This is a genomic window from Streptomyces sp. LHD-70 (genome assembly GCF_031157275.1).
GTDB lineage: Bacteria > Actinomycetota > Actinomycetes > Streptomycetales > Streptomycetaceae > Streptomyces.
The window spans coordinates 88,194-106,542 of the sequence record NZ_JAVIFW010000001.1; the positions used below are offsets into that span (position 1 = coordinate 88,194).

Annotated in this window: 14 protein-coding genes and 2 tRNA genes; 11 read left to right on the top strand and 5 right to left on the bottom strand. The window is 70.4% G+C overall.

The window, feature by feature from the left end; genetic code table 11:
* Nucleotides 1-25: 25 nt before the first annotated feature.
* Complete coding sequence (locus RCO28_RS00365; RefSeq protein ID WP_308938856.1) at nucleotides 26-1,210, bottom strand: cation:proton antiporter; 1,185 nt, start codon at nucleotides 1,208-1,210, stop codon at nucleotides 26-28.
* Nucleotides 1,211-1,447: 237 nt separating this feature from the next.
* Here RCO28_RS00365 and RCO28_RS00370 point away from each other — a divergent pair, with 237 nt between their 5' ends.
* The 3 genes from RCO28_RS00370 (at nucleotide 1,448) to RCO28_RS00380 (ending at nucleotide 4,818) form a co-directional block, all read left to right on the top strand.
* A complete protein-coding gene (locus tag RCO28_RS00370; protein ID WP_308938857.1) occupies nucleotides 1,448-2,032 on the top strand; it encodes an HD domain-containing protein in 585 nt (194 codons plus the stop codon).
* Nucleotides 2,033-2,096: 64 nt separating this feature from the next.
* Nucleotides 2,097-3,257, top strand: a complete 1,161-nt coding sequence (locus RCO28_RS00375) for a type VII secretion integral membrane protein EccD (protein WP_308938858.1) — start codon at nucleotides 2,097-2,099, stop codon at nucleotides 3,255-3,257.
* Nucleotides 3,258-3,279: 22 nt separating this feature from the next.
* Entirely contained in the window at nucleotides 3,280-4,818 is a 1,539-nt protein-coding gene (locus tag RCO28_RS00380; RefSeq protein WP_308938859.1) for a hypothetical protein, read from the top strand.
* Between the two features lie 58 nt (nucleotides 4,819-4,876).
* On the opposite strand, the gene RCO28_RS00385 is transcribed toward RCO28_RS00380, so the two are convergent.
* Nucleotides 4,877-6,058 (bottom strand): acyltransferase family protein, encoded by a 1,182-nt coding sequence (locus RCO28_RS00385; RefSeq protein ID WP_308938860.1) that lies wholly within the window; start codon nucleotides 6,056-6,058, stop codon nucleotides 4,877-4,879.
* An 821-nt stretch (nucleotides 6,059-6,879) separates the two neighbouring features.
* Here RCO28_RS00385 and RCO28_RS00390 point away from each other — a divergent pair.
* Nucleotides 6,880-7,074, top strand: a complete 195-nt coding sequence (locus RCO28_RS00390; RefSeq protein WP_308938861.1) for a hypothetical protein — start codon at nucleotides 6,880-6,882, stop codon at nucleotides 7,072-7,074.
* Between the two features lie 225 nt (nucleotides 7,075-7,299).
* On the opposite strand, the gene RCO28_RS00395 is transcribed toward RCO28_RS00390, so the two are convergent.
* Nucleotides 7,300-7,370: transfer RNA gene (locus RCO28_RS00395), tRNA-Gly, on the bottom strand.
* 205 nt (nucleotides 7,371-7,575) lie between these two features.
* Here RCO28_RS00395 and RCO28_RS00400 point away from each other — a divergent pair.
* The 5 genes from RCO28_RS00400 (at nucleotide 7,576) to clpX (ending at nucleotide 12,494) form a co-directional block, all read left to right on the top strand.
* Nucleotides 7,576-7,652 (top strand) — tRNA-Pro (locus RCO28_RS00400).
* A gap of 258 nt (nucleotides 7,653-7,910) precedes the next feature.
* Nucleotides 7,911-9,311: a trigger factor gene (tig, locus tag RCO28_RS00405; protein ID WP_308938862.1), complete on the top strand. Its 1,401-nt coding sequence runs from the start codon at nucleotides 7,911-7,913 to the stop codon at nucleotides 9,309-9,311.
* 392 nt (nucleotides 9,312-9,703) lie between these two features.
* A complete protein-coding gene (locus tag RCO28_RS00410; protein WP_282515113.1) occupies nucleotides 9,704-10,309 on the top strand; it encodes an ATP-dependent Clp protease proteolytic subunit in 606 nt (201 codons plus the stop codon).
* 49 nt (nucleotides 10,310-10,358) lie between these two features.
* A complete protein-coding gene (locus RCO28_RS00415; protein ID WP_308938863.1) occupies nucleotides 10,359-11,051 on the top strand; it encodes an ATP-dependent Clp protease proteolytic subunit in 693 nt (230 codons plus the stop codon).
* Nucleotides 11,052-11,210: 159 nt separating this feature from the next.
* On the top strand, nucleotides 11,211-12,494 hold the full coding sequence (clpX, locus tag RCO28_RS00420; RefSeq protein WP_308938864.1) for an ATP-dependent Clp protease ATP-binding subunit ClpX: 1,284 nt from the start codon (nucleotides 11,211-11,213) through the stop codon (nucleotides 12,492-12,494).
* A 77-nt stretch (nucleotides 12,495-12,571) separates the two neighbouring features.
* Here the strand turns inward: clpX and RCO28_RS00425 are convergent, their stop codons facing one another.
* A complete protein-coding gene (locus RCO28_RS00425) occupies nucleotides 12,572-13,516 on the bottom strand; it encodes a hypothetical protein (protein ID WP_308938865.1) in 945 nt (314 codons plus the stop codon).
* 135 nt (nucleotides 13,517-13,651) lie between these two features.
* Between RCO28_RS00425 and RCO28_RS00430 the strand changes: the two genes are divergently transcribed.
* The gene (locus tag RCO28_RS00430; RefSeq protein WP_308938866.1) at nucleotides 13,652-16,306 is read left to right on the top strand and encodes a valine--tRNA ligase; all 2,655 of its coding nucleotides are present in this window, start codon (nucleotides 13,652-13,654) and stop codon (nucleotides 16,304-16,306) included.
* A 15-nt stretch (nucleotides 16,307-16,321) separates the two neighbouring features.
* Here RCO28_RS00430 and RCO28_RS00435 read toward each other — a convergent pair whose 3' ends face one another.
* Complete coding sequence (locus RCO28_RS00435) at nucleotides 16,322-17,008, bottom strand: hypothetical protein (RefSeq protein WP_308938867.1); 687 nt, start codon at nucleotides 17,006-17,008, stop codon at nucleotides 16,322-16,324.
* Nucleotides 17,009-17,182: 174 nt separating this feature from the next.
* Here RCO28_RS00435 and RCO28_RS00440 point away from each other — a divergent pair, with 174 nt between their 5' ends.
* Entirely contained in the window at nucleotides 17,183-18,346 is a 1,164-nt protein-coding gene (locus RCO28_RS00440) for a histidine kinase (RefSeq protein WP_308938868.1), read from the top strand.
* Nucleotides 18,347-18,349 lie beyond the last annotated feature (3 nt).

An 18,349-nucleotide genomic window follows, 5' to 3' on the forward strand; every position in this document is an offset into this window, starting at 1 on the left:
CTGTCTCGTCGCCGGGCGAACAGCCCTACACCCCCGCGCCGACCCGCTCCTCCGTCGACCCCGAGGGAACCCCCCGTACGCCCGGCAGAACCCGTGCCAGCAGTTGCGACCGCCCGGCAGCAAGAGGCCCGAGAACCGCAAGCAGCAGCACGTACCCCGCGATGAACGGCGACAGCCGCTCGTCCAGGCCCGCGGCAGCGGCCATCGTGGCGAGGATCAGCGCGAACTCCCCCCGCGCAAGCAGCGTCGTCGAAATGTTCGCCGCGGGCCCGGCCCCGAAGTCGTACACCTTCGCCGCCGCGAGTCCCGCGAGCACGTTCATCAGCAGCGTCAGCGCGACAGCGGCGAGCACCGGCCACAGCACCACCGGCAGGTCACCGGGGTCGATGGAGAGGCCGAAGGCGAAGAAGAAGATCGCGCCGAACGCGTCCCGCAGCGGGTGGACCAGCTTCCGGATGCGCTCGCCGGAGCTGGTGGAGCCGAGCATCAGGCCGACCATGAACGCGCCGATCGCGTCCGCGACCCCGAACCACTCGGAGACACCGGCGAGGAAGACGGCCGCGCCGAGGAAGGAGATGACGAGCAGCTCGTCGTCCGGGGTGTTGATGAGCCGGCCGACCAGCTTCGTACCGAACCGCGCGGCCAGCGCGAGCAGCAGCAGGAAGCCGAAGGCCTTGCCGCCGTCCATCAGGGCCGAGGAGAGGCTGTCGGCGCCGGACAGGATGGGCTGGAGCGCGGCCAGGTAGAGGGCGAGGAAGACGTCCTCGACCACGATGATCCCGAGGATCGGCTTGGTCTCGGGGTTGCCCAGCCGACCCGTGTCCACCAGGACCTTGGTGACGATCGCCGAGGACGAGATGCCGAGCACCCCGGCGAGAACCAGCGCCTCGGAGGTGCCCCAGCCGAGGGCGAAGCCGAAGCCCAGGCCCGCGCCGACGTTCAGCACCAGATACGCCCCGCCGGCGAGGGCCATCTTGCGGCCGCCCGCCTTGAGGTCGTCCATGTGGAATTCAAGGCCGAGGTAGAAGAGCAGCAGCACCAGGCCGAGCGCCGAGAGCATCTCCAGGTCGTGCGGGTCGGAGAGCAGCACCCAGCCGGGGGTGTGCGGGCCGAGGAGGATCCCGGCCAGGATGAAGAGGGGAATGGTGGGCAGTCCGATCCGGCCGCCGAGGCGGGCGAGGACTGCGGCGGCGAGGAAGGCGCCGCCCATGGCTATCAGGGTGTCTGCGTGTCCGATGGGCCGTACCTCCGAGTCGGGTCGTGCGCGGTCGGGTGAGCATGCGAGATGCCCCTTCGGCAAGCAAAGGGAGCGTCAAGAAAGCGTCAATAATTAGGTTACCAAACGATTGAGGGGGAAACTGAGGGTCCGGTGCCGGGGCCTCCGCTCGCGTACGGGAGAATGCCGGGCAGGGAGGCGCGGCAGGATCTGCCGCGGGAGGGGGCACGGATGGAGCGGCGGCAACAGCAGCGGCAGCGGAGGCTGAGCCTCACCGAGGTCGAGGCCCTCGCCCGGGACGCCCACGCCACGCAGACCGACAAGGCGGGACGGCCGTACGCCGAACATCTGGCCGCCGTCGCCGAGGGAGTGCGCGCCCGAGGGGGCGACGACGAACAGATCGCCGCGGCCTGGCTGCACGACGCGATCGAGGACGCGGCCCTCACCGAGCAGTGGCTGGCCGACGCCCCGCTCACCGCCCGTACGAAACAGATCGTCCTGGCCCTCACCAAACGCCCCGGCGAGAACCCGCGAGGCTACGCCGACCGCATCCTCGCGACTCCCGGCGCCACCCTCGTCAAAACCGCCGATCTCGCGCACAATGCCGATCCGGCCCGGCTCGCCGCCCTGGACGAGCCGACGCGCGACCGACTGACCCGCAAATACGCGGAGATGCGCGGCCTGCTCGGACTCGAACCCGGACCTGGATCCGGACCTGGATCCGGACCTGGATCCGGACCTGGATCCGGACCTGGATCCGGACCTGGATCCGGACCTGGATCCGGACTTGGATCCGGACTCGGGGGCGACGTATGAGGAACCGCACCAGGGCTCAACTACACAGCAGGGCAAAGAGGTTGGCGATGAGAGGTTCCCGCGCGTGGTGAACGTGGTGGGTGGGGTGGACACGTCGACGGAGCCGCACGAACCGGCCCCCGCAGCAGCGGCGGACCCGGTCGGCGCGGAGCCGGCCGGGCGGCTCGACCTGCGGACCTGGCGCTGGCGGCCCGCCGCGCGCCGCCCCGTCGCGGCCGCCGCCGCACTCCTCCTCGCCGCCGTGACCACGCAGTTCGCCCGCGCCGCCTACCCGGCGGGCCCGGTGGCGTACGGCCTGCTCGGCACCGCACTCGTCATCGCCGCCGTCGGCGCGCTCGCCGCCCGGCCCGGCAGCGGCGGCCCCGCGTCCGTCGCGGGCCGCGGCAACCGCGGGCTCGCGGCCGTACTCCTTGTGATCGCCGCCCTGTTCGCCGTGGCCGGTGCCTGGGCCGTGGCCGACGCGCACGCGCTGCCCGGCGCGGCCCGGCTCGCCGTCACCGCGGCCGCCGTCGCGCTCGGCCTGCTGCTGCTCGGGCTCTGCACGCCGTTCGCCCGTGCCGGGCTCGTCGGCGCGGGCGCCGCCGTGGCGCTCACCGCGCTGTGGGAACTGGCCGCGCTCGTCGTCGACGGCGAACCGGCCCGGCTCGGCGCCCTGCTCGCGCTCGCCTCGCTCGTCCTGCTCGGCCTGCTGCCCCGGATCGCGCTGCGCGCCACCGGCCTGACGGCCATCGACGACCGGCGCGCGGCGGGCAGTTCGGTCAGCCGCCACCATGTCGCCGACGCGCTCGCCGACACCCACCGCGGCCTCGTCACCGCCACCGTCCTCACGGCGGCCTCGACGGCGGCAGCGGGCTGGCTGCTCACCTCGGCCGCGCCCACGCCGTGGACGGTCCTGGCCACCGCGGTCACCGCCGTCGTACTCCTCGCCAGGGCGCGGGCGTTCCCGCTGGCCGTCGAGGTCGTCGCGGTGTTCGCGGCCGCCGCCGTACTCGTCGTACGGCTCGCGGAACTCTGGCTGCGCAGCACGGACGGGCCGGGCCCGCTCCTGCTCCTCGGCCTGGCCGCCGCCCTGCCGCTGCTCGCCCTCGTCCTGCAGCCCGCGCCGCCGCTCGCGCAGCGGCTACGGCGCGCGGCCGACCTGGTCGAATCGATCGGAGTGGTCGGCCTGTTGCCGCTCACGGTCGGAGTCTTCGGTGTGTACGCGCACCTGCTCGGCGGATCCTGAACGGGCAGCAGGGGAGAGGGACATGATGCCGAACGGAGACCAGGACCGGCCCGAGCACCACACGGGCCCGGAGGCGGTACGCGGTGCGGGCTCGCCCGGCCCGTCCCTGGCGAAGCCCACGGACGGTGCGGGTACGGGAGCGGGTGCGGGTACCGGTACCCGCACCGCCGATGCTCCTCCGCTCCTCGACGACTTCACCGAGCCGAACCCCGCGCTGGCCCCTGCGCCGAGTCCCGCACCGGCCGCCGCACCGACTCCCGCACCGACTCCCGCACCGGCCGCCGCGCCGCTTCCCGACGCCGCGACCGCCGTACTCAGGGACGTCGTCCCCGAAGCCCCGGTCTCAGCCCCGGTCTCAGCCCCGGCCTCCGTACCGCTGCCGCCCGCGCAGCCCGCCGGTTCGGTGCCTCCATCGGTTCACCCATCGATGCCGGCTTCGGAAGAGGTGACAGCCGTCATCCCGTCCGTTCCGGTGCCCTCCTCCGCCGCTGACCTCTCCGCCACGCCCCCGCTCGGCCGCCCCACGGCAGTTGACCAGCAGGCCCAACCGCCCGCCGCACCCCCGCAGGTCACGCCGCACCCTGAGGCGCCGACCCCGCCGCAGTCCCCGTACGCCCCGCCCGGTGCGGCCCCCGTGCGCGGCACGTTCAGCTCGCTGCCGGTCGTGGACGACTCGCTCGCCGGGACCCGGCGCAAGCCGCGGCACGGCGAACCGCTCGTCGGCCGCGCCCTGCGGGCCGTGCGCCGCACCGTCTCCTCGTCGGCGGCGCGCGAGGTCGCCGAGGCCTCCCGTACCGCCGAGACGCTGCAGCAGCCGGTGGCCACCGGACGCCAGATCGCCGTCACGTCGATCCGCGGCGGCGCGGGCAAGTCCACCGTCTCGGCGCTGCTCGGCCGGACGTACGCGCACTACCGGCACGATCCGGTGCTGCTCGTCGAGGCCGACCCGGCGCTCGGCACCCTGCCGTTCCGGCTCGGCGCCGAGTCGCTGCGCTGGACGGTGCGCGACCTCGCCGGGATGCTCGAACCGTCCATGTCCCTGCTCGACGTCACCGGCTATCTCGTCCAACTCCCCGACAACGCCTGGCTGTTGCCGGGCAGTAAGGGCGAGGTCGGCGCGATGCTCGACACCAAGGCGTACGAGAAGGCCATGGTGGCGCTGCGCCGCTACTTCGGCGTGACCGTCGTGGACTGCGAGACCCTGCCCGCCGAGGTGGCCCGCACCGCGCTCTCCGCCGCCCAGTCCCGGGTCCTGGTCGCCCCCGCCACGTTCGAGGGCGTGGCCAGCACCCACTCCGTACTGAAGTGGATGTCGGGCCTGCCCCGGCAGGTCGTCGCGGGCACGGTCGTCGTCCTCACGGAGGCCGTGCCGCACGGGGGCCTCGACGTGGACAAGGCGGTCGAGAAGCTGCGCGCCACGGGAGCGGCCGTACATCTCCTGCCGTACGACCGCCACCTCGCGGCCGGCGGCGAGATCAGCACCGAACTCCTCGCCCACTCGACCCGCGAGGCGGTCACGCAGGTTGCGGCGGAGGCACTGGCGCTGTCGCTACGACGCTGACCCTTCAGCCCCCAGGTGGCGAGCCCGGGACAACGGTGCGGGTCGTCCTCCGCAAGACCTACCGACGCGACCGCGCAACCGCCGCCGCATCCCGCTTGAACGCCCACTCCATCTTCGGCTCCATCGCGAAGCGGAACGCCCGCTGCACCGGCGGGGTGCACAGAGCCGTGACGACCGCCGCCGCGACCACGGTCACGAAGATCTCGCCGAGCGGCTTGTGCAGCCACTCGTAGTCGTCGAACCAGCCCCAGAAACGGGAGCCCTTGGCGAGGAAGCCGTGCAGCAGGTAGCCGTACAGCGTGCCCGCGCCAAGAATCGTGAACCACATCTTCCGCTTGGGTACCCAGGCGAAGAAGCAGGCGACGAGGACCAGCGAGCAGCCGAGCAGCGCGAGCGTCATCACGACACCGCTCCACCACGGCGCACCCAACTCCTGTGCGCTGTCGCGGTGGTAGAACCACGCCGACGTCATCCGCGGCCCCGCCCAGTACGCGAGCAGCAGCGCGCACGCGAAGACCGGGATCGAGAGCAGCTTGACCTCACGGCGCCGCACGAGCTGGAAGTGCTCCGGCTTCATGAACAGGCCGATGACGAAGAACGGCAGGAACTGCAGGACGCGCTGCAGATCGAGGTCGTCGCCGATGTCGGGCGAGACCGAGGCGAGCACGGCGACCGCGATCGACAGCGGAATCGGCCAGCGCACCAGCTTCCACAGCGGAGTGGTCATCCGCCAGACGAACAGCGCGGCCAGGAACCAGGTCAGGTACCAGGGGTCGAGCAGGCTGATCGGCTGCGTCGGATCGTCGTCCGCCCACCGCTTGAAGAAGGTGTACGCGACCTCGAAGATCACGAACGGCACGAGCACACCCGTCACCAGGCGCTTGAGCCGGTCCGCGCGCATATCGAAACTGCGCGAGAAATAGCCGGAGATCAGGATGAAGGCCGGCATGTGGAACGTGTAGACGGTCATGTACAGCGCCTCGGCGGCGCGGCTTCCGTCTGTCAGCGGCTCCCATGAGTGCCCCATCGCGACCAGCACGATGGCCAAGTACTTCGCGTTGTCGAAGAAGGCGTCACGCTGTTTCGCGGGCTTCGCGCCGGGCGCGTTCCGCGTGCTCGCGTCAGTGGGAGCGTCCGTTCCGCCCTGCGACGGCCGCGGGTTCGGCACAGCGGATGCCGATTCCCGGGCCGGGGGCAGCGGGTTTCTCTGGTGGCCACCCGGGCGCAGCGAATTCGTCACAGGCCCTCCCGCCGCGTACTCGGGGAGTCGATCCGTGACCGCACTGCGCCTTCGGGGGTGGGGGAGGCAGCGTGGAACATCTGAGGCACCCTAGCGGCGGATGAGTGTTTTCGTAAAACCTCTGCGGACTACCGGCGCGATATCCGCTTATGCCTGTCCGAGTACCCTCACATGCCGCCCCCATGCCCCCACTCATAGGGACTTCACAGGCTTCACAGGGAGATCCATCTCACCAATGCGGCCTGAATGCACACCCGTTGTGTCCCTCTTCATCCGTATTGATCGGTGCATATCGTCCGCAGGCGACTCCGGTGAAATGTCCCCCTTCAATTACGCGATTCCCTCAACCGCCGGACCACCGCGAGAACTTGCCCACGCCGTCGCGGCGCCCGGGGATCATTCGAGACGCTGTGGCGGCACCGACAATTCGAATTCCCTGCGAACGCGCAGAACAACTCCCGTAAGTGGGATACGTGCGCGCCGTCACAGTCGACGTACGTCCAGGGGCGCGACGGCTGCCGCACGGGGAGCACAGGGAGCACAGGGAAACGATCAAGCCGAAATCCACGGCCTTCGCCAACGCCGAATTCCGGCCACGCCGCGGGCTTCCGGCGCCCGGCGCCCCAGGTGCCACAGCTGCGCGCGTGCGCCCCGGTGGTGCGCCGGTGCCGCGCGGGGCCGTACGGACGTGCTCGTCATTGGCCAACGATGTCTCACCCGCCGCATAGCCAGGGCCCGTTGGTGGCACGATGGTTCTGGCGGGGGCGTGCGGGGTGCGTGCCTCCGAGCGGGAGTGCGGACCGACCTAGGGTGTGATCAGTGTGGCGATTTCGCTGTCTGTGGTGCTGCTGTTGGCGATCATTCTTGTGGTGCTGATCCGCGGGGGCTCACTCAAGGCGGGGCCTGCGGTCGTCGCCATACTCTTCGGCTTCTTCCTGGCCTCGACCGGCATGGCCGACGACATCCAACGCTTCCTGAACTCGATAGCGGAGACCCTCAACTCCATCCAGTTCTGACGCCCGGACCTCCTGCTCTGCTGCCCGAGCACCGAGTCCGGCGCCTGCGCATCCGGTCCGATGCCCGAGCACCCAGTCCGACGCCTGAGCATCCGGTCCGACGCCTGAGCATCCGGTCCGCGCCCGAGCCCGCCGGCCGCGGTGTCCGCCTGCGCACGCAAAAAGCCTCCGGCCCGATCCGTGTCCCGCGCTCTCGCGCGAAACGGACCGGGCCGGAGGCCACAGAGCGGGCGACGGGAATCGAACCCGCGTAGCTAGTTTGGAAGACTAGGGCTCTACCATTGAGCTACGCCCGCAAGCACCGCACCGCAGGTCACGCCGACCGCGGCACGAACAGCATCGTAGCGGGTCGGCCCCCCGCGGTGCACACCCCATCCTTCCGAGGCCCCCGCGAAACCCTTCCCACACCCCCGCGAATCCCCTCCGAAGCCCCCTCCGTACCCCCATGAACAATGCGGGAGCCGCATGCTCGGCGGGCATGTACCCTACGTGTCGCACCGACGGGGTGTGGCGCAGCTTGGTAGCGCGTCCGCTTTGGGAGCGGAAGGCCGTGGGTTCAAATCCCGCCACCCCGACCACCAGTGACCTTCAGTGGTCCCACCAGGCGCTCTCTTCTTTATGGAGCCGGGCGCGGGACCCGTCGGAGTGGTCCTCCAAGATCGCCTTTTGGGGCGCGTACCCGCTGCGGTTACTATGCAGGTTGCGTGCCCGTGTGTCTCCGTCTGTCGACGTTCTCCCGGGCGACCCAATCCGCTGAAGCCCTCCCCACCGCCCAGTCGCGGCGGGGGTGTGCTGAAGCAGAACCCCCAGAAGTCAGCCACCAAGGAGACCGAACCGTGAAGAGCGCCGTGGAGACCCTGAACCCGACCCGGGTTCGGCTCACTGTCGAGGTGCCCTTCGAGGAGCTCAAGGACAGCCTCGACGCGGCGTACAAGAAGATCAACCAGCAGGTCACGGTGAAGGGCTTCCGTAAGGGCAAGATCCCGGCCCGCGTCATCGACCAGCGCTTCGGGCGCGGTGCGGTCCTCGAAGAGGCCGTCAACGACGCGCTGCCGAAGTTCTACACCGAGGCGGTCAACGAGGCCGAGCTCAACGTCCTCGGCCAGCCCGAGGTCGACATCACGGAGCTGAAGGACGGCGAGACGCTGAACTTCACCGCCGAGGTCGACATCCGCCCCGAGATCGAGATCCCGGACTACTCCGGCATCGAGGTCGAGGTCGACGCGGTCGAGGTCACCGACGAGGACGTCGAGAAGTCCGTGGAGCAGCTCCGCGAGCGCTTCGCGTCCACGTCCCCGGTCGAGCGCGCCGCCGCCGAGGGTGACGTGCTGACCATCGACCTGGAGGCCAAGGTCGACGGCGAGGTCCTCGAGGACGGCGTCGCCAGCGGTGTCTCGTACACCATCGGCTCCGGCGAGCTGCTCGACGGCATCGACGAGGCCGTCACCGGCCTGGAGGCCGACGGCGAGGCCACCTTCACCTCGCAGCTCAAGGGCGGCTCCGCCGAGGGCCAGGACGCCGAGGTCACCGTCAAGGTCACGCAGGTCGCCGCGCGCGAACTGCCGGAGCTGGACGACGAGTTCGCGCAGCTGGCCTCCGAGTTCGACACCCTGGACGAGCTCAAGGCGGACAGCCGCAAGCGCCTCGCGAACATGAAGCAGTACGACCAGGCCACGCAGGCCCAGGAGCGCGTCCTGGAGAAGCTGCTCGAGCTGGTCGAGGTGCCCGTCCCCGAGAAGCTGCTCGAGGACGAGGTCCACACCCGCAAGCACAACCTCGAGAACCACCAGCTCGCGCAGATGGGCCTCGACCTCGCCAAGTACCTGGAGATCCAGGGCAAGTCGGCCGAGGACTTCGACGCCGAGACCCGTGAGCAGGCCGTCAAGGGCATCAAGACCCAGTTCGTCCTCGACGAGCTGGTCAACAAGGAGAAGCTGAACGTCAGCCAGGAGGAGCTCACCGAGCACCTCATGCGCCGCGCCCAGTCCTCCGGCATGTCCCCCGACCAGTTCGCCCAGGCCGTCGTCGAGGGCGGCCAGGTCCCGATGCTGGTCGGCGAGGTCGCCCGCGGCAAGGCCCTCGCGGTCGTCGTCGAGGCCGCCACGGTCAAGGACACGAACGGCGAGGTCGTCGACCTCTCGGACGAGGACGAGACCGAGGCTGCCGCCGAGACGGTCGAGGCTGCCGTCGAGGGCGCCGAGGCCGAGGGCACGGACGAGACCAAGTCCGAGGCCTGATCCACCCGTACTGAGCCCCCGGAGACCTTTGGGTCTCCGGGGGCTCAGTCGTGCCCCGAAAGGGGCGCGGGGAACTGCGCGAGCAACCCGCGACGGGCCGCAGCCGCCGTGGGACAGACCGTGGCAGACGCGTCTGCGGGCTCGTGGGGGCTGAGCGCGCAGTTCCCCGCGCCCCTGGACAGGGCACCCGGCACATACCACCTGACCGCCCCCGCGAGGAACCTGCGCTCACAGCGAACAGTTCCCTCTCCGGGATTCCCCGAAGGGACCCGCGCGTTAGGGTCCATAACTACGAGGGCAGGGGAGTCCCCGAAAGAGGCTCCTGGCCCACAGAAGACGTGAGACGGCCCGGCGCCGTCGCAAGACGAGCAGGTGGATACGTGACGAATCTGATGCCCTCCGCCGCCGGCGAGCCTTCCATCGGTGGTGGCCTCGGCGACCAGGTCTACAACCGGCTGCTCAACGAGCGGATCATCTTCCTCGGTCAGCCGGTCGACGACGACATTGCCAACAAGATCACCGCGCAGCTGCTGCTCCTGGCCGCCGACCCGGAAAAGGACATCTTCCTTTACATCAACAGCCCCGGCGGCTCGATCACGGCCGGCATGGCGATCTACGACACCATGCAGTACATCAAGAACGACGTGGTGACGATCGCCATGGGCATGGCCGCTTCCATGGGTCAGTTCCTGCTCAGCGCGGGCACCCCCGGCAAGCGCTTCGCCCTGCCGAACGCCGAGATCCTGATCCACCAGCCGTCCGCGGGCCTCGCGGGCTCCGCGTCGGACATCAAGATCCACGCCGAGCGGCTGCTGCTGACCAAGAAGAAGATGGCCGAGCTGACGGCCTTCCACACCGGCCAGACCGTGGAGCAGGTCACCCGCGACTCGGACCGCGACCGCTGGTTCGACCCGCAGGAGGCCAAGGAGTACGGCCTCATCGACGACATCATGCCCACGGCCGCCGGAATGCCGGGCGGCGGCGGCACCGGGGCCTGAGCGCCCCGACAAGCCTCCAGCCGACCCAGCTCACTCCAGGAGAACCCCAGTGAACGTATTCCCCGGCAGCGGCCTCTACGACCGCGTGCGCGCCGAGCAGGCCGCCGGCCAGTACACCGGCCCGAGCGCCGAGTCCCGGTACGTCATCCCGCGCTTCGTCGAGCGCACCTCGCAGGGCGTGCGTGAGTACGACCCGTACGCGAAGCTCTTCGAGGAGCGCGTGATCTTCCTCGGCGTGCAGATCGACGACGCCTCCGCCAACGACGTCATGGCGCAGCTCCTGTGCCTGGAGTCGATGGACCCGGACCGGGACATCTCGGTCTACATCAACAGCCCCGGCGGCTCCTTCACGGCGCTCACCGCGATCTACGACACGATGCAGTTCGTGAAGCCGGACATCCAGACGGTCTGCATGGGCCAGGCCGCCTCGGCCGCCGCGGTCCTGCTCGCCGCCGGTACGCCCGGCAAGCGCATGGCCCTGCCGAACGCGCGCGTGCTGATCCACCAGCCGTACAGCGAGACCGGCCGCGGTCAGGTCTCCGACCTGGAGATCGCCGCGAACGAGATCCTCCGCATGCGTGCGCAGCTGGAGGAGATGCTGGCCAAGCACTCGACGACGCCGATCGACAAGATCCGCGACGACATCGAGCGCGACAAGATCCTCACTGCCGAGGACGCGCTGTCGTACGGCCTGATCGACCAGATCATCTCGACGCGCAAGATGAACGCGTCGGTCGCCTGACCCGAGCACAGCAGTATCTGCAGCCCCTTGGCGCGGTTGGCGGAAGAAGCGAACCGCGCCAAGGGGGGCCCGAACGGGGGGCCCGGCAAGGTACCGTCGGATATGAGGCACCAGGAGCCGTCTTTCACGGGCGTCTCCCAGGCGAAGGGGAAGCACCTCGTGGCACGCATCGGTGACGGCGGCGATCTGCTCAAGTGCTCGTTCTGCGGAAAGAGTCAGAAGCAGGTCAAGAAGCTCATCGCAGGCCCCGGTGTGTACATCTGCGACGAGTGCATCGACCTCTGCAACGAGATCATCGAGGAAGAGCTGGCGGAGACCAGTGAGGTCCGGTGGGAGGAACTCCCCAAGCCTCGCGAGATCTACGAGTTCCTCGAGGGTTACGTCGTAGGTCAGGAATCGGCCAAGAAGGCCCTCTCGGTCGCGGTGTACAACCACTACAAGCGGGTCCAGGCCGGTGAGAACGGCGGGGCCCAAGGGCGCGACGACGCCATCGAGTTGGCGAAGTCCAACATCCTGCTGCTCGGCCCCACGGGTTCGGGCAAGACCCTCCTCGCCCAGACCCTGGCCCGGATGCTGAACGTCCCGTTCGCCATCGCGGACGCCACGGCGCTGACGGAGGCGGGCTATGTCGGCGAGGACGTCGAGAACATCCTCCTGAAGCTGATCCAGGCCGCGGACTACGACGTCAAGAAGGCCGAGACCGGCATCATCTACATCGACGAGATCGACAAGGTGGCTCGCAAGTCCGAGAACCCGTCGATCACGCGCGATGTCAGCGGCGAAGGCGTCCAGCAGGCCCTCCTCAAGATCCTTGAGGGCACGACGGCCTCGGTCCCGCCGCAGGGCGGCCGTAAGCACCCGCACCAGGAGTTCATCCAGATCGACACGACGAACGTGCTGTTCATCGTGGGCGGAGCCTTCGCCGGTCTGGAGAAGATCATCGAGGGTCGGGCGGGCGCCAAGGGCATCGGCTTCGGTGCGACGATCCACTCCAAGCGGGAGCTGGAGGAGAAGGACCAGTTCGAGGACGTCATGCCCGAGGACCTGGTGAAGTTCGGGATGATCCCCGAGTTCATCGGCCGCCTCCCGGTCCTCACGTCGGTCCACAACCTCGACCGCGAGGCCCTGCTGCAGATCCTGGTCGAGCCGCGCAACGCCCTGGTGAAGCAGTACCAGCGCCTCTTCGAACTCGACGGCGTGGAGCTGGAGTTCGAGCACGAGGCCCTGGAGGCCATCGCCGACCAGGCGATCCTGCGCCAGACCGGCGCCCGCGGCCTGCGCGCCATCATGGAGGAAGTCCTCCAGTCGGTGATGTACGAAGTCCCGTCCCGCAAGGACGTGGCCCGCGTCGTCATCACCCCGGACGTCGTCCACTCCAATGTCAACCCGACGCTGGTGCCGCGCATCGTGAAGAACGACGGGCGGCACGAGAAGAGCGCGTAGCGGCACGCTTCTCCGTACGCGAAGGGGCCCCACCGATGCGGTGGGGCCCCTTCGTGTGAATCAGTGCGCTACGAGCGTCACTTGGCCTCGACGCGGACCTCGTCGCGGACCTTGGCGGTGGTGGCGGCCGCCTCTTCGAGGGAGGCGCTCTCGCCCTTCAGCATGGCGGCCGTCTCCTGGGGGATGACGACGGCGAAGGTGCTGTTGTCGGCCCACAGGCACATCGGCATCTTCATCGGCTTGCCGCTGGACTCGCCGCCCAGGCTCGCGCCGAGGTCGACCTCCATCTCCTGGCACCGCATGACGCCGTCCTCGAACCCGCTCGGGCTCATGTCCTGCGGCTCGCCGACCGGCTGGCCGCCCCCGGACGGATTGTTCTCCGCCTGCTGCTTCATGCCGGCGAAGGCGGCGTCCAGAAGGGCCTCGGGGTCGTCGATCTCGCCGTAGCCGCCCATGAACTGGATGAGCTTCTGCGACATCCCGGTGCCGGCGAGGTACTGCGCGCTGACCTCCTTGCCGTTCTTCAGGCCCCACTTCTCCGCGTCGCGGATCTGGGCGCCGGAGGACTCGGAGCCCGGCTTCTTCTTGTACTCGCCGAGCAGCGTCTCCGGAGTCGTCAGCTCGTACGTCTTGCCGTCACCGGCGACCGAACCGCCGCCGCCACCGCCGCCGCTGCTGTCGCTCGTGAAGAACCACACGCCGCCCGCGACGAGCGCGACCGCCACGACCGCGGCGATGATGATGCCCGCCTTCTTGCCGCCGCCACCGCCCTGCGGCGGGGGCGGGACCTGGCCGTAAGGGGCCTGCTGCTGCCCGTACGGGCCGGGCGCCTGCTGCTGCGGGTGGCCGTAGCCCTGCTGCGGCGGGACACCCTGGGGGGCCTGCTGCGGGTAGCCGTAGCCGGGCTGCGGCGCCTGCGGCTGCTGGCCGTAAGGGCCCGGCTGCTGCGGCTGACCCGGCTGACCGTACGGTCCGGGCTGCTGGGGCTGGCCGCCGTACGGGCCCGGCTGGTTGTAGCTCATTCCTTAGTCCCCTCCAGAACTTATTCGTTCCGAACATCCTGACCGAAGCCGTGGCGGCGCGGGGCGTCGGGGGTCACACCGTTACCAACGAATCTGGTTTCGGTACGGGACCGTGACGGCTCTAAACTGTGCGTCGTGACCGAGAACACTCAGCATCAGAACAGCAGCGTCCCCGAGCCCGAACTGCCGAAGACCTACGCTCCGGCCGAGGTAGAGGGGCCGTTGTACGAGCGCTGGGTAGACCGCGGTTACTTCGCCGCCGACGCCAAGAGCGAGAAGTCGCCGTACACCGTCGTCATCCCCCCGCCGAACGTCACGGGCAGCCTGCACCTGGGCCACGCCTTCGAGCACACGCTCATCGACGCGTTGACGCGCCGCAAGCGCATGCAGGGCTTCGAGACGCTGTGGCAGCCCGGCATGGACCACGCCGGCATCGCCACGCAGAACGTCGTGGAGCGCGAGCTCGCCAAGGAGGGCAAGTCCCGCCACGACCTGGGCCGCGAGGCGTTCGTCGAGCGCGTCTGGCAGTGGAAGAACGAGTCCGGCGGCCAGATCTCCGGCCAGATGCGCCGCCTCGGCGACGGCGTCGACTGGGACCGTGAGCGCTTCACCATGGACGAGGGCCTGTCCCAGGCGGTCAAGACCCTCTTCAAGAAGCTGTACGACGACGAGTTGATCTACCGCGCCGAGCGCATCATCAACTGGTGCCCGCGCTGCCTGACGGCCATCTCGGACATCGAGGTGGAGTACCAGGACGACGAGGGCGAGCTCGTCTCGATCAAGTACGGCGAGGGTGACGAGACCCTCGTCGTCGCCACCACGCGCGCCGAGACGATGCTCGGTGACACCGCCGTCGCGGTCCACCCGGACGACGAGCGGTACGCGCACCTCATCGGCAAGCTGATCAAGCTGCCGCTGACCGACCGCTCCATCCCGGTCGTCGCGGACACGCACGTCGACCCGGAGTTCGGCACGGGCGCCGTCAAGGTCACCCCGGCCCACGACCCGAACGACTTCGAGATCGGCCAGCGTCACGACCTGCCCAACATCGCGGTCATGGACGAGCACGCCGTCATCACCGCGCACGGCCCGTTCCAGGGCCTCGACCGCCTGGAGGCCCGCTCCGCGATCGTCGGCGCGCTGCGCGCCGAGGGCCGGATCGTCGCCGAGAAGCGGCCGTACACGCACTCCGTGGGCCACTGCTCGCGCTGCAAGACCACCGTCGAGCCGCGCCTGTCGATGCAGTGGTGGGTCAAGGTCGGCCCGCTCGCGAAGGCCGCCGGTGACGCGGTCCGCGACGGCAAGGTCAAGGTCCACCCGCAGGAGATGGAGAAGCGGTACTTCGACTGGGTCGACAACCTCCACGACTGGTGCATCTCGCGGCAGTTGTGGTGGGGCCACCGCATCCCCGTCTGGTACGGGCCGAACGGCGAGGTCGTCTGCCTCGGCCCGGACGACGAGGAGCCGACGGGCGAGGGCTGGACGCAGGACACCGACGTCCTGGACACCTGGTTCTCGTCGGGCCTGTGGCCGTTCTCCACACTCGGCTGGCCCGAACAGACCGAGAGCCTCGAGAAGTTCTATCCGAACTCCGTCCTGGTCACCGGGTACGACATCCTGTTCTTCTGGGTCGCCCGGATGATGATGTTCGGCCTGTACGCGATGGACGGCACCCCGCCGTTCCACACGATCGTGCTGCACGGCATGGTCCGCGACCAGTTCGGCAAGAAGATGTCGAAGTCCTTCGGCAACGCGGTCAACCCGCTCGACTGGATGGACAAGTACGGCTCGGACGCCCTCCGGTTCACCCTGGCCCGCGGCGCCAACCCCGGTACGGACGTCCCGATCGGCGAGGACTGGGTCCAGGGCTCGCGGAACTTCGCCAACAAGATCTGGAACGCCACGCGCTTCGCGCTGATGAACGGCGCCACGGTCGAGGGTGAACTCCCGCCCGCCGAGCGCCTGTCGGCGACCGACCGGTGGATCCTGTCGCGGCTCAACTCGGTCGTCGCCGAGGTGGACGCGTACTACGAGGACTACCAGTTCGCGAAGCTCTCGGACGCGCTGTTCCACTTCGCCTGGGACGAAGTCTTCGACTGGTACGTCGAGTTGACGAAGACCACGTTCCAGGAGGGCGGCCAGGCCGCCGAGGACACCAAGCGCGTCCTCGGTGAGGTCCTCGACGTCACGCTGAAGCTGCTGCACCCGGTCGTCCCGTTCGTCACGGAGACGCTGTGGACGACGCTCACGGGCAACGAGTCCCTGGTCATCGCCGACTGGCCGGCCGCTGTGTCCGTTCCTGGGGCTGACGCCCCGGGTGGCTTCCAGGACGAGGCCGCCGAGCGGGAGATCGAGACGCTCCAGCAGGTCATCACCGAGGTCCGCCGGTTCCGTTCGGACCAGGGCCTGCAGCCCGGCCAGAAGGTCCCGGCCCGGCTCACCCTGGACGGCACGGCGCTCGCGCCGCACGAGGCGGCCATCCGCCAGCTCCTTCGCCTGCAGCCGGAGGGCGAGAGCTTCGCCGCCACGGCGACGCTGCCGGTCTCCGGTGCCACGGTCGCGCTCGACCTCTCCGGCACGATCGACGTCGCCGCCGAGCGCAAGCGCCTCGCCAAGGACCTGGCGGCGGCCGAGAAGGAGATCACCGCCGCCAACGCCAAGCTCACCAACGAGGCGTTCCTGGCCAAGGCCCCCGACCACGTCGTGGACAAGATCCGCGGTCGCCTCACCAAGGCCGAGGCCGACATCGAGCGCATCAAGGGCCAGCTGGACGCGCTGCCCGCCGCGTAACGCGTACCCCGGCCGTCACGGCCGTACGAAGGCCCCGGAACCGTCACCACACGGTTCCGGGGCCTTCGCGCGTACGGGCCTCCCGGCGGCCCCCCAGGCGGTCCGCAGGCCGAGGCGGACCAACTCCGCGTCCGCGAGGGCGTCCAGGGTCTCCGGATCGCCCTCGCGCCAGCCCTCGGCGAGGCTGCCCGGGGTCGCGTCCTCCAGGGTCTTCGCCGTACGGGACAGCTCGTCGAGGGGGCGCATCAGGGCGCGCAGGGCGAGGAGTTCGCGGCCGTCCTCGGAGGCGGCGAGCTCGTACGCGGCGGCCGCCTGCCTGATCCAGCGCAGCCGGCGCGGCAGCCACAGCGCGAGGACGAGCCCGACGGGGACCAGGAAGACGAGGACGGCGGCGCCCGCGGCGAGCCCCTGGGCGGCCGCCTGCCCGCCGTCGAAGCGGTCGCCGGCGCCCGCCACCCCGCGCAGCGCGGCATCCAACCGCCCGCCGACCAGGGGCACTTCGGCGGCGGACCGGCCGAAGCGGCCGAGGCCGGAGCCCGAGCCGTGGCCGTGCGCCGAGGGGGTCGTCACGGGGCGCGCGACGAGCTGCGCGAGCCGATACGCGATCATCGCGGCCGCGGCCCACGCCGCGGTCCACAGCAGGACCGCGGCATCGCCGAGCAGCTGCCGCATTCTGCGGCCGGAGTTCTGGGCGTACCACATGGACCCGATTGCACCCCCGCCGCGCGGCGGCTCCGGCAAACCGCGCCGTGGCCCGTGCGGCCGGTCCCCGGAACGGGCCAGTGGGGCTCAGGAGGCCACTGTGGTGCCGTACATCACGTGATTCAGGACGTAAGTCCCGTGGATCGGGCCGAAGGACCCCGGATGATGGAATACATGCACATACGGTCCGCCCTCGAGGCGCTCAGCGGATGGGCGGCCCCCGGGAGCCGCCTCGTCCGGCGCTTGGCGGGCCGGCCGCGTGCGCTCGACGTGCTGACCGCGCTCAGCTGCCTGGCCGTGATGGCGCTCGACGTGCCGGGCCTCGCCGCCGCCGACAACTCCCTCGACACGCGCCTGGAGGCCGGGCTCGTCCTGACCGCGAGCGCGTCGACGCTGCTCGTGCGGCGCCGGGCGCCGTGGCTCGCGTACGCCGTGGGGCTCGGGCTGCTCGGGTGGCTGCACGAGCTGACCCTCGTCCAGTTCGCGCTGTACTCCGTCGCCAGGTTCTGGGGCAGGCGAGCCGGGGTGGCGGCGGGAGTGCTGTACGTCGTGGTCGCGTACGCGCTGTTCAACCTGCCGGGGTGGCCGGTGAGCCGGGCAGCGACGGTCGCCGAGTTCCTGTCCCTGGTCGTGCCGATCGGGGCGCTCGCCGTCGGCGTCGGCATCGCGGCGAACCGGCAGGACCTGGTGCGCGCCCTGGAGAAGCAGCGCGCCACGACCGCGGCGCTCGAAGCGGTGCAGAGCGAACGGGCGCGGGTCGCGGGGGACGTGCACGACTTCGTGGGGCGGGAGTTGACGCTGCTCACGGTGCGCTCGGAGGTGCTGGCCCGCAGGGCGCGCGGCGAGGCGTACGCGCAGGACTTCGAGGAGCTGTCGGAGACCGCGCGCCGGGCCCACCGGGTGCTCAACGAGATCATCGTGCAGCGCGGCGCCGACGGCGCTCCCACGCCCGGACTCGACGGCCTGACCGCGCTCGCGGAGCAGAGCGCACGGGCGGGCAGCGCGGTCGACCTCGACGTGGACGACGCGGCGCTCCGGCTCTCGCCGCTGCGCCAGGCGGCCGTCTACCGCGTCGTCCAGGAGTGCCTGACCAACGCCGCCAAGCACGCGCCGGGCGAGCCCGTCCGCGTCCGCGTCGGCGTCGGCGAGGGCCTGGCCCGCATCGCCGTCAGCAACGTCCTGCCCGCCTCGGCGCCCGGCCGCGCCCCGGTGTCGGCGGGGACGGGCACGGCCGGGATGGCGGAGCGGGTGCGGAGCGTCGGCGGGACCTTCGAGGCGGGGCGCGGGGACGGCACGTACGAGGTGCTTGCGGAGCTGCCGGCGGGCCCCGGGCTCTGAGGC

Excerpts from the sequence above, each read along its gene's own strand:
- RCO28_RS00410 (WP_282515113.1), top strand. The coding sequence starts at position 9,704 with ATGCCCTCCGCCGCCGGCGAGCCTTCCATCGGTGGTGGCCTCGGCGAC.
- RCO28_RS00440 (WP_308938868.1), top strand. The coding sequence starts at position 17,183 with ATGCACATACGGTCCGCCCTCGAGGCGCTCAGCGGATGGGCGGCCCCC.
- RCO28_RS00365 (WP_308938856.1), bottom strand. The coding sequence starts at position 1,210 with ATGGGCGGCGCCTTCCTCGCCGCCGCAGTCCTCGCCCGCCTCGGCGGC.
- RCO28_RS00370 (WP_308938857.1), top strand. The coding sequence starts at position 1,448 with ATGGAGCGGCGGCAACAGCAGCGGCAGCGGAGGCTGAGCCTCACCGAG.
- RCO28_RS00435 (WP_308938867.1), bottom strand. The coding sequence starts at position 17,008 with ATGTGGTACGCCCAGAACTCCGGCCGCAGAATGCGGCAGCTGCTCGGC.
- RCO28_RS00380 (WP_308938859.1), top strand. The coding sequence starts at position 3,280 with ATGATGCCGAACGGAGACCAGGACCGGCCCGAGCACCACACGGGCCCG.
- RCO28_RS00425 (WP_308938865.1), bottom strand. The coding sequence starts at position 13,516 with ATGAGCTACAACCAGCCGGGCCCGTACGGCGGCCAGCCCCAGCAGCCC.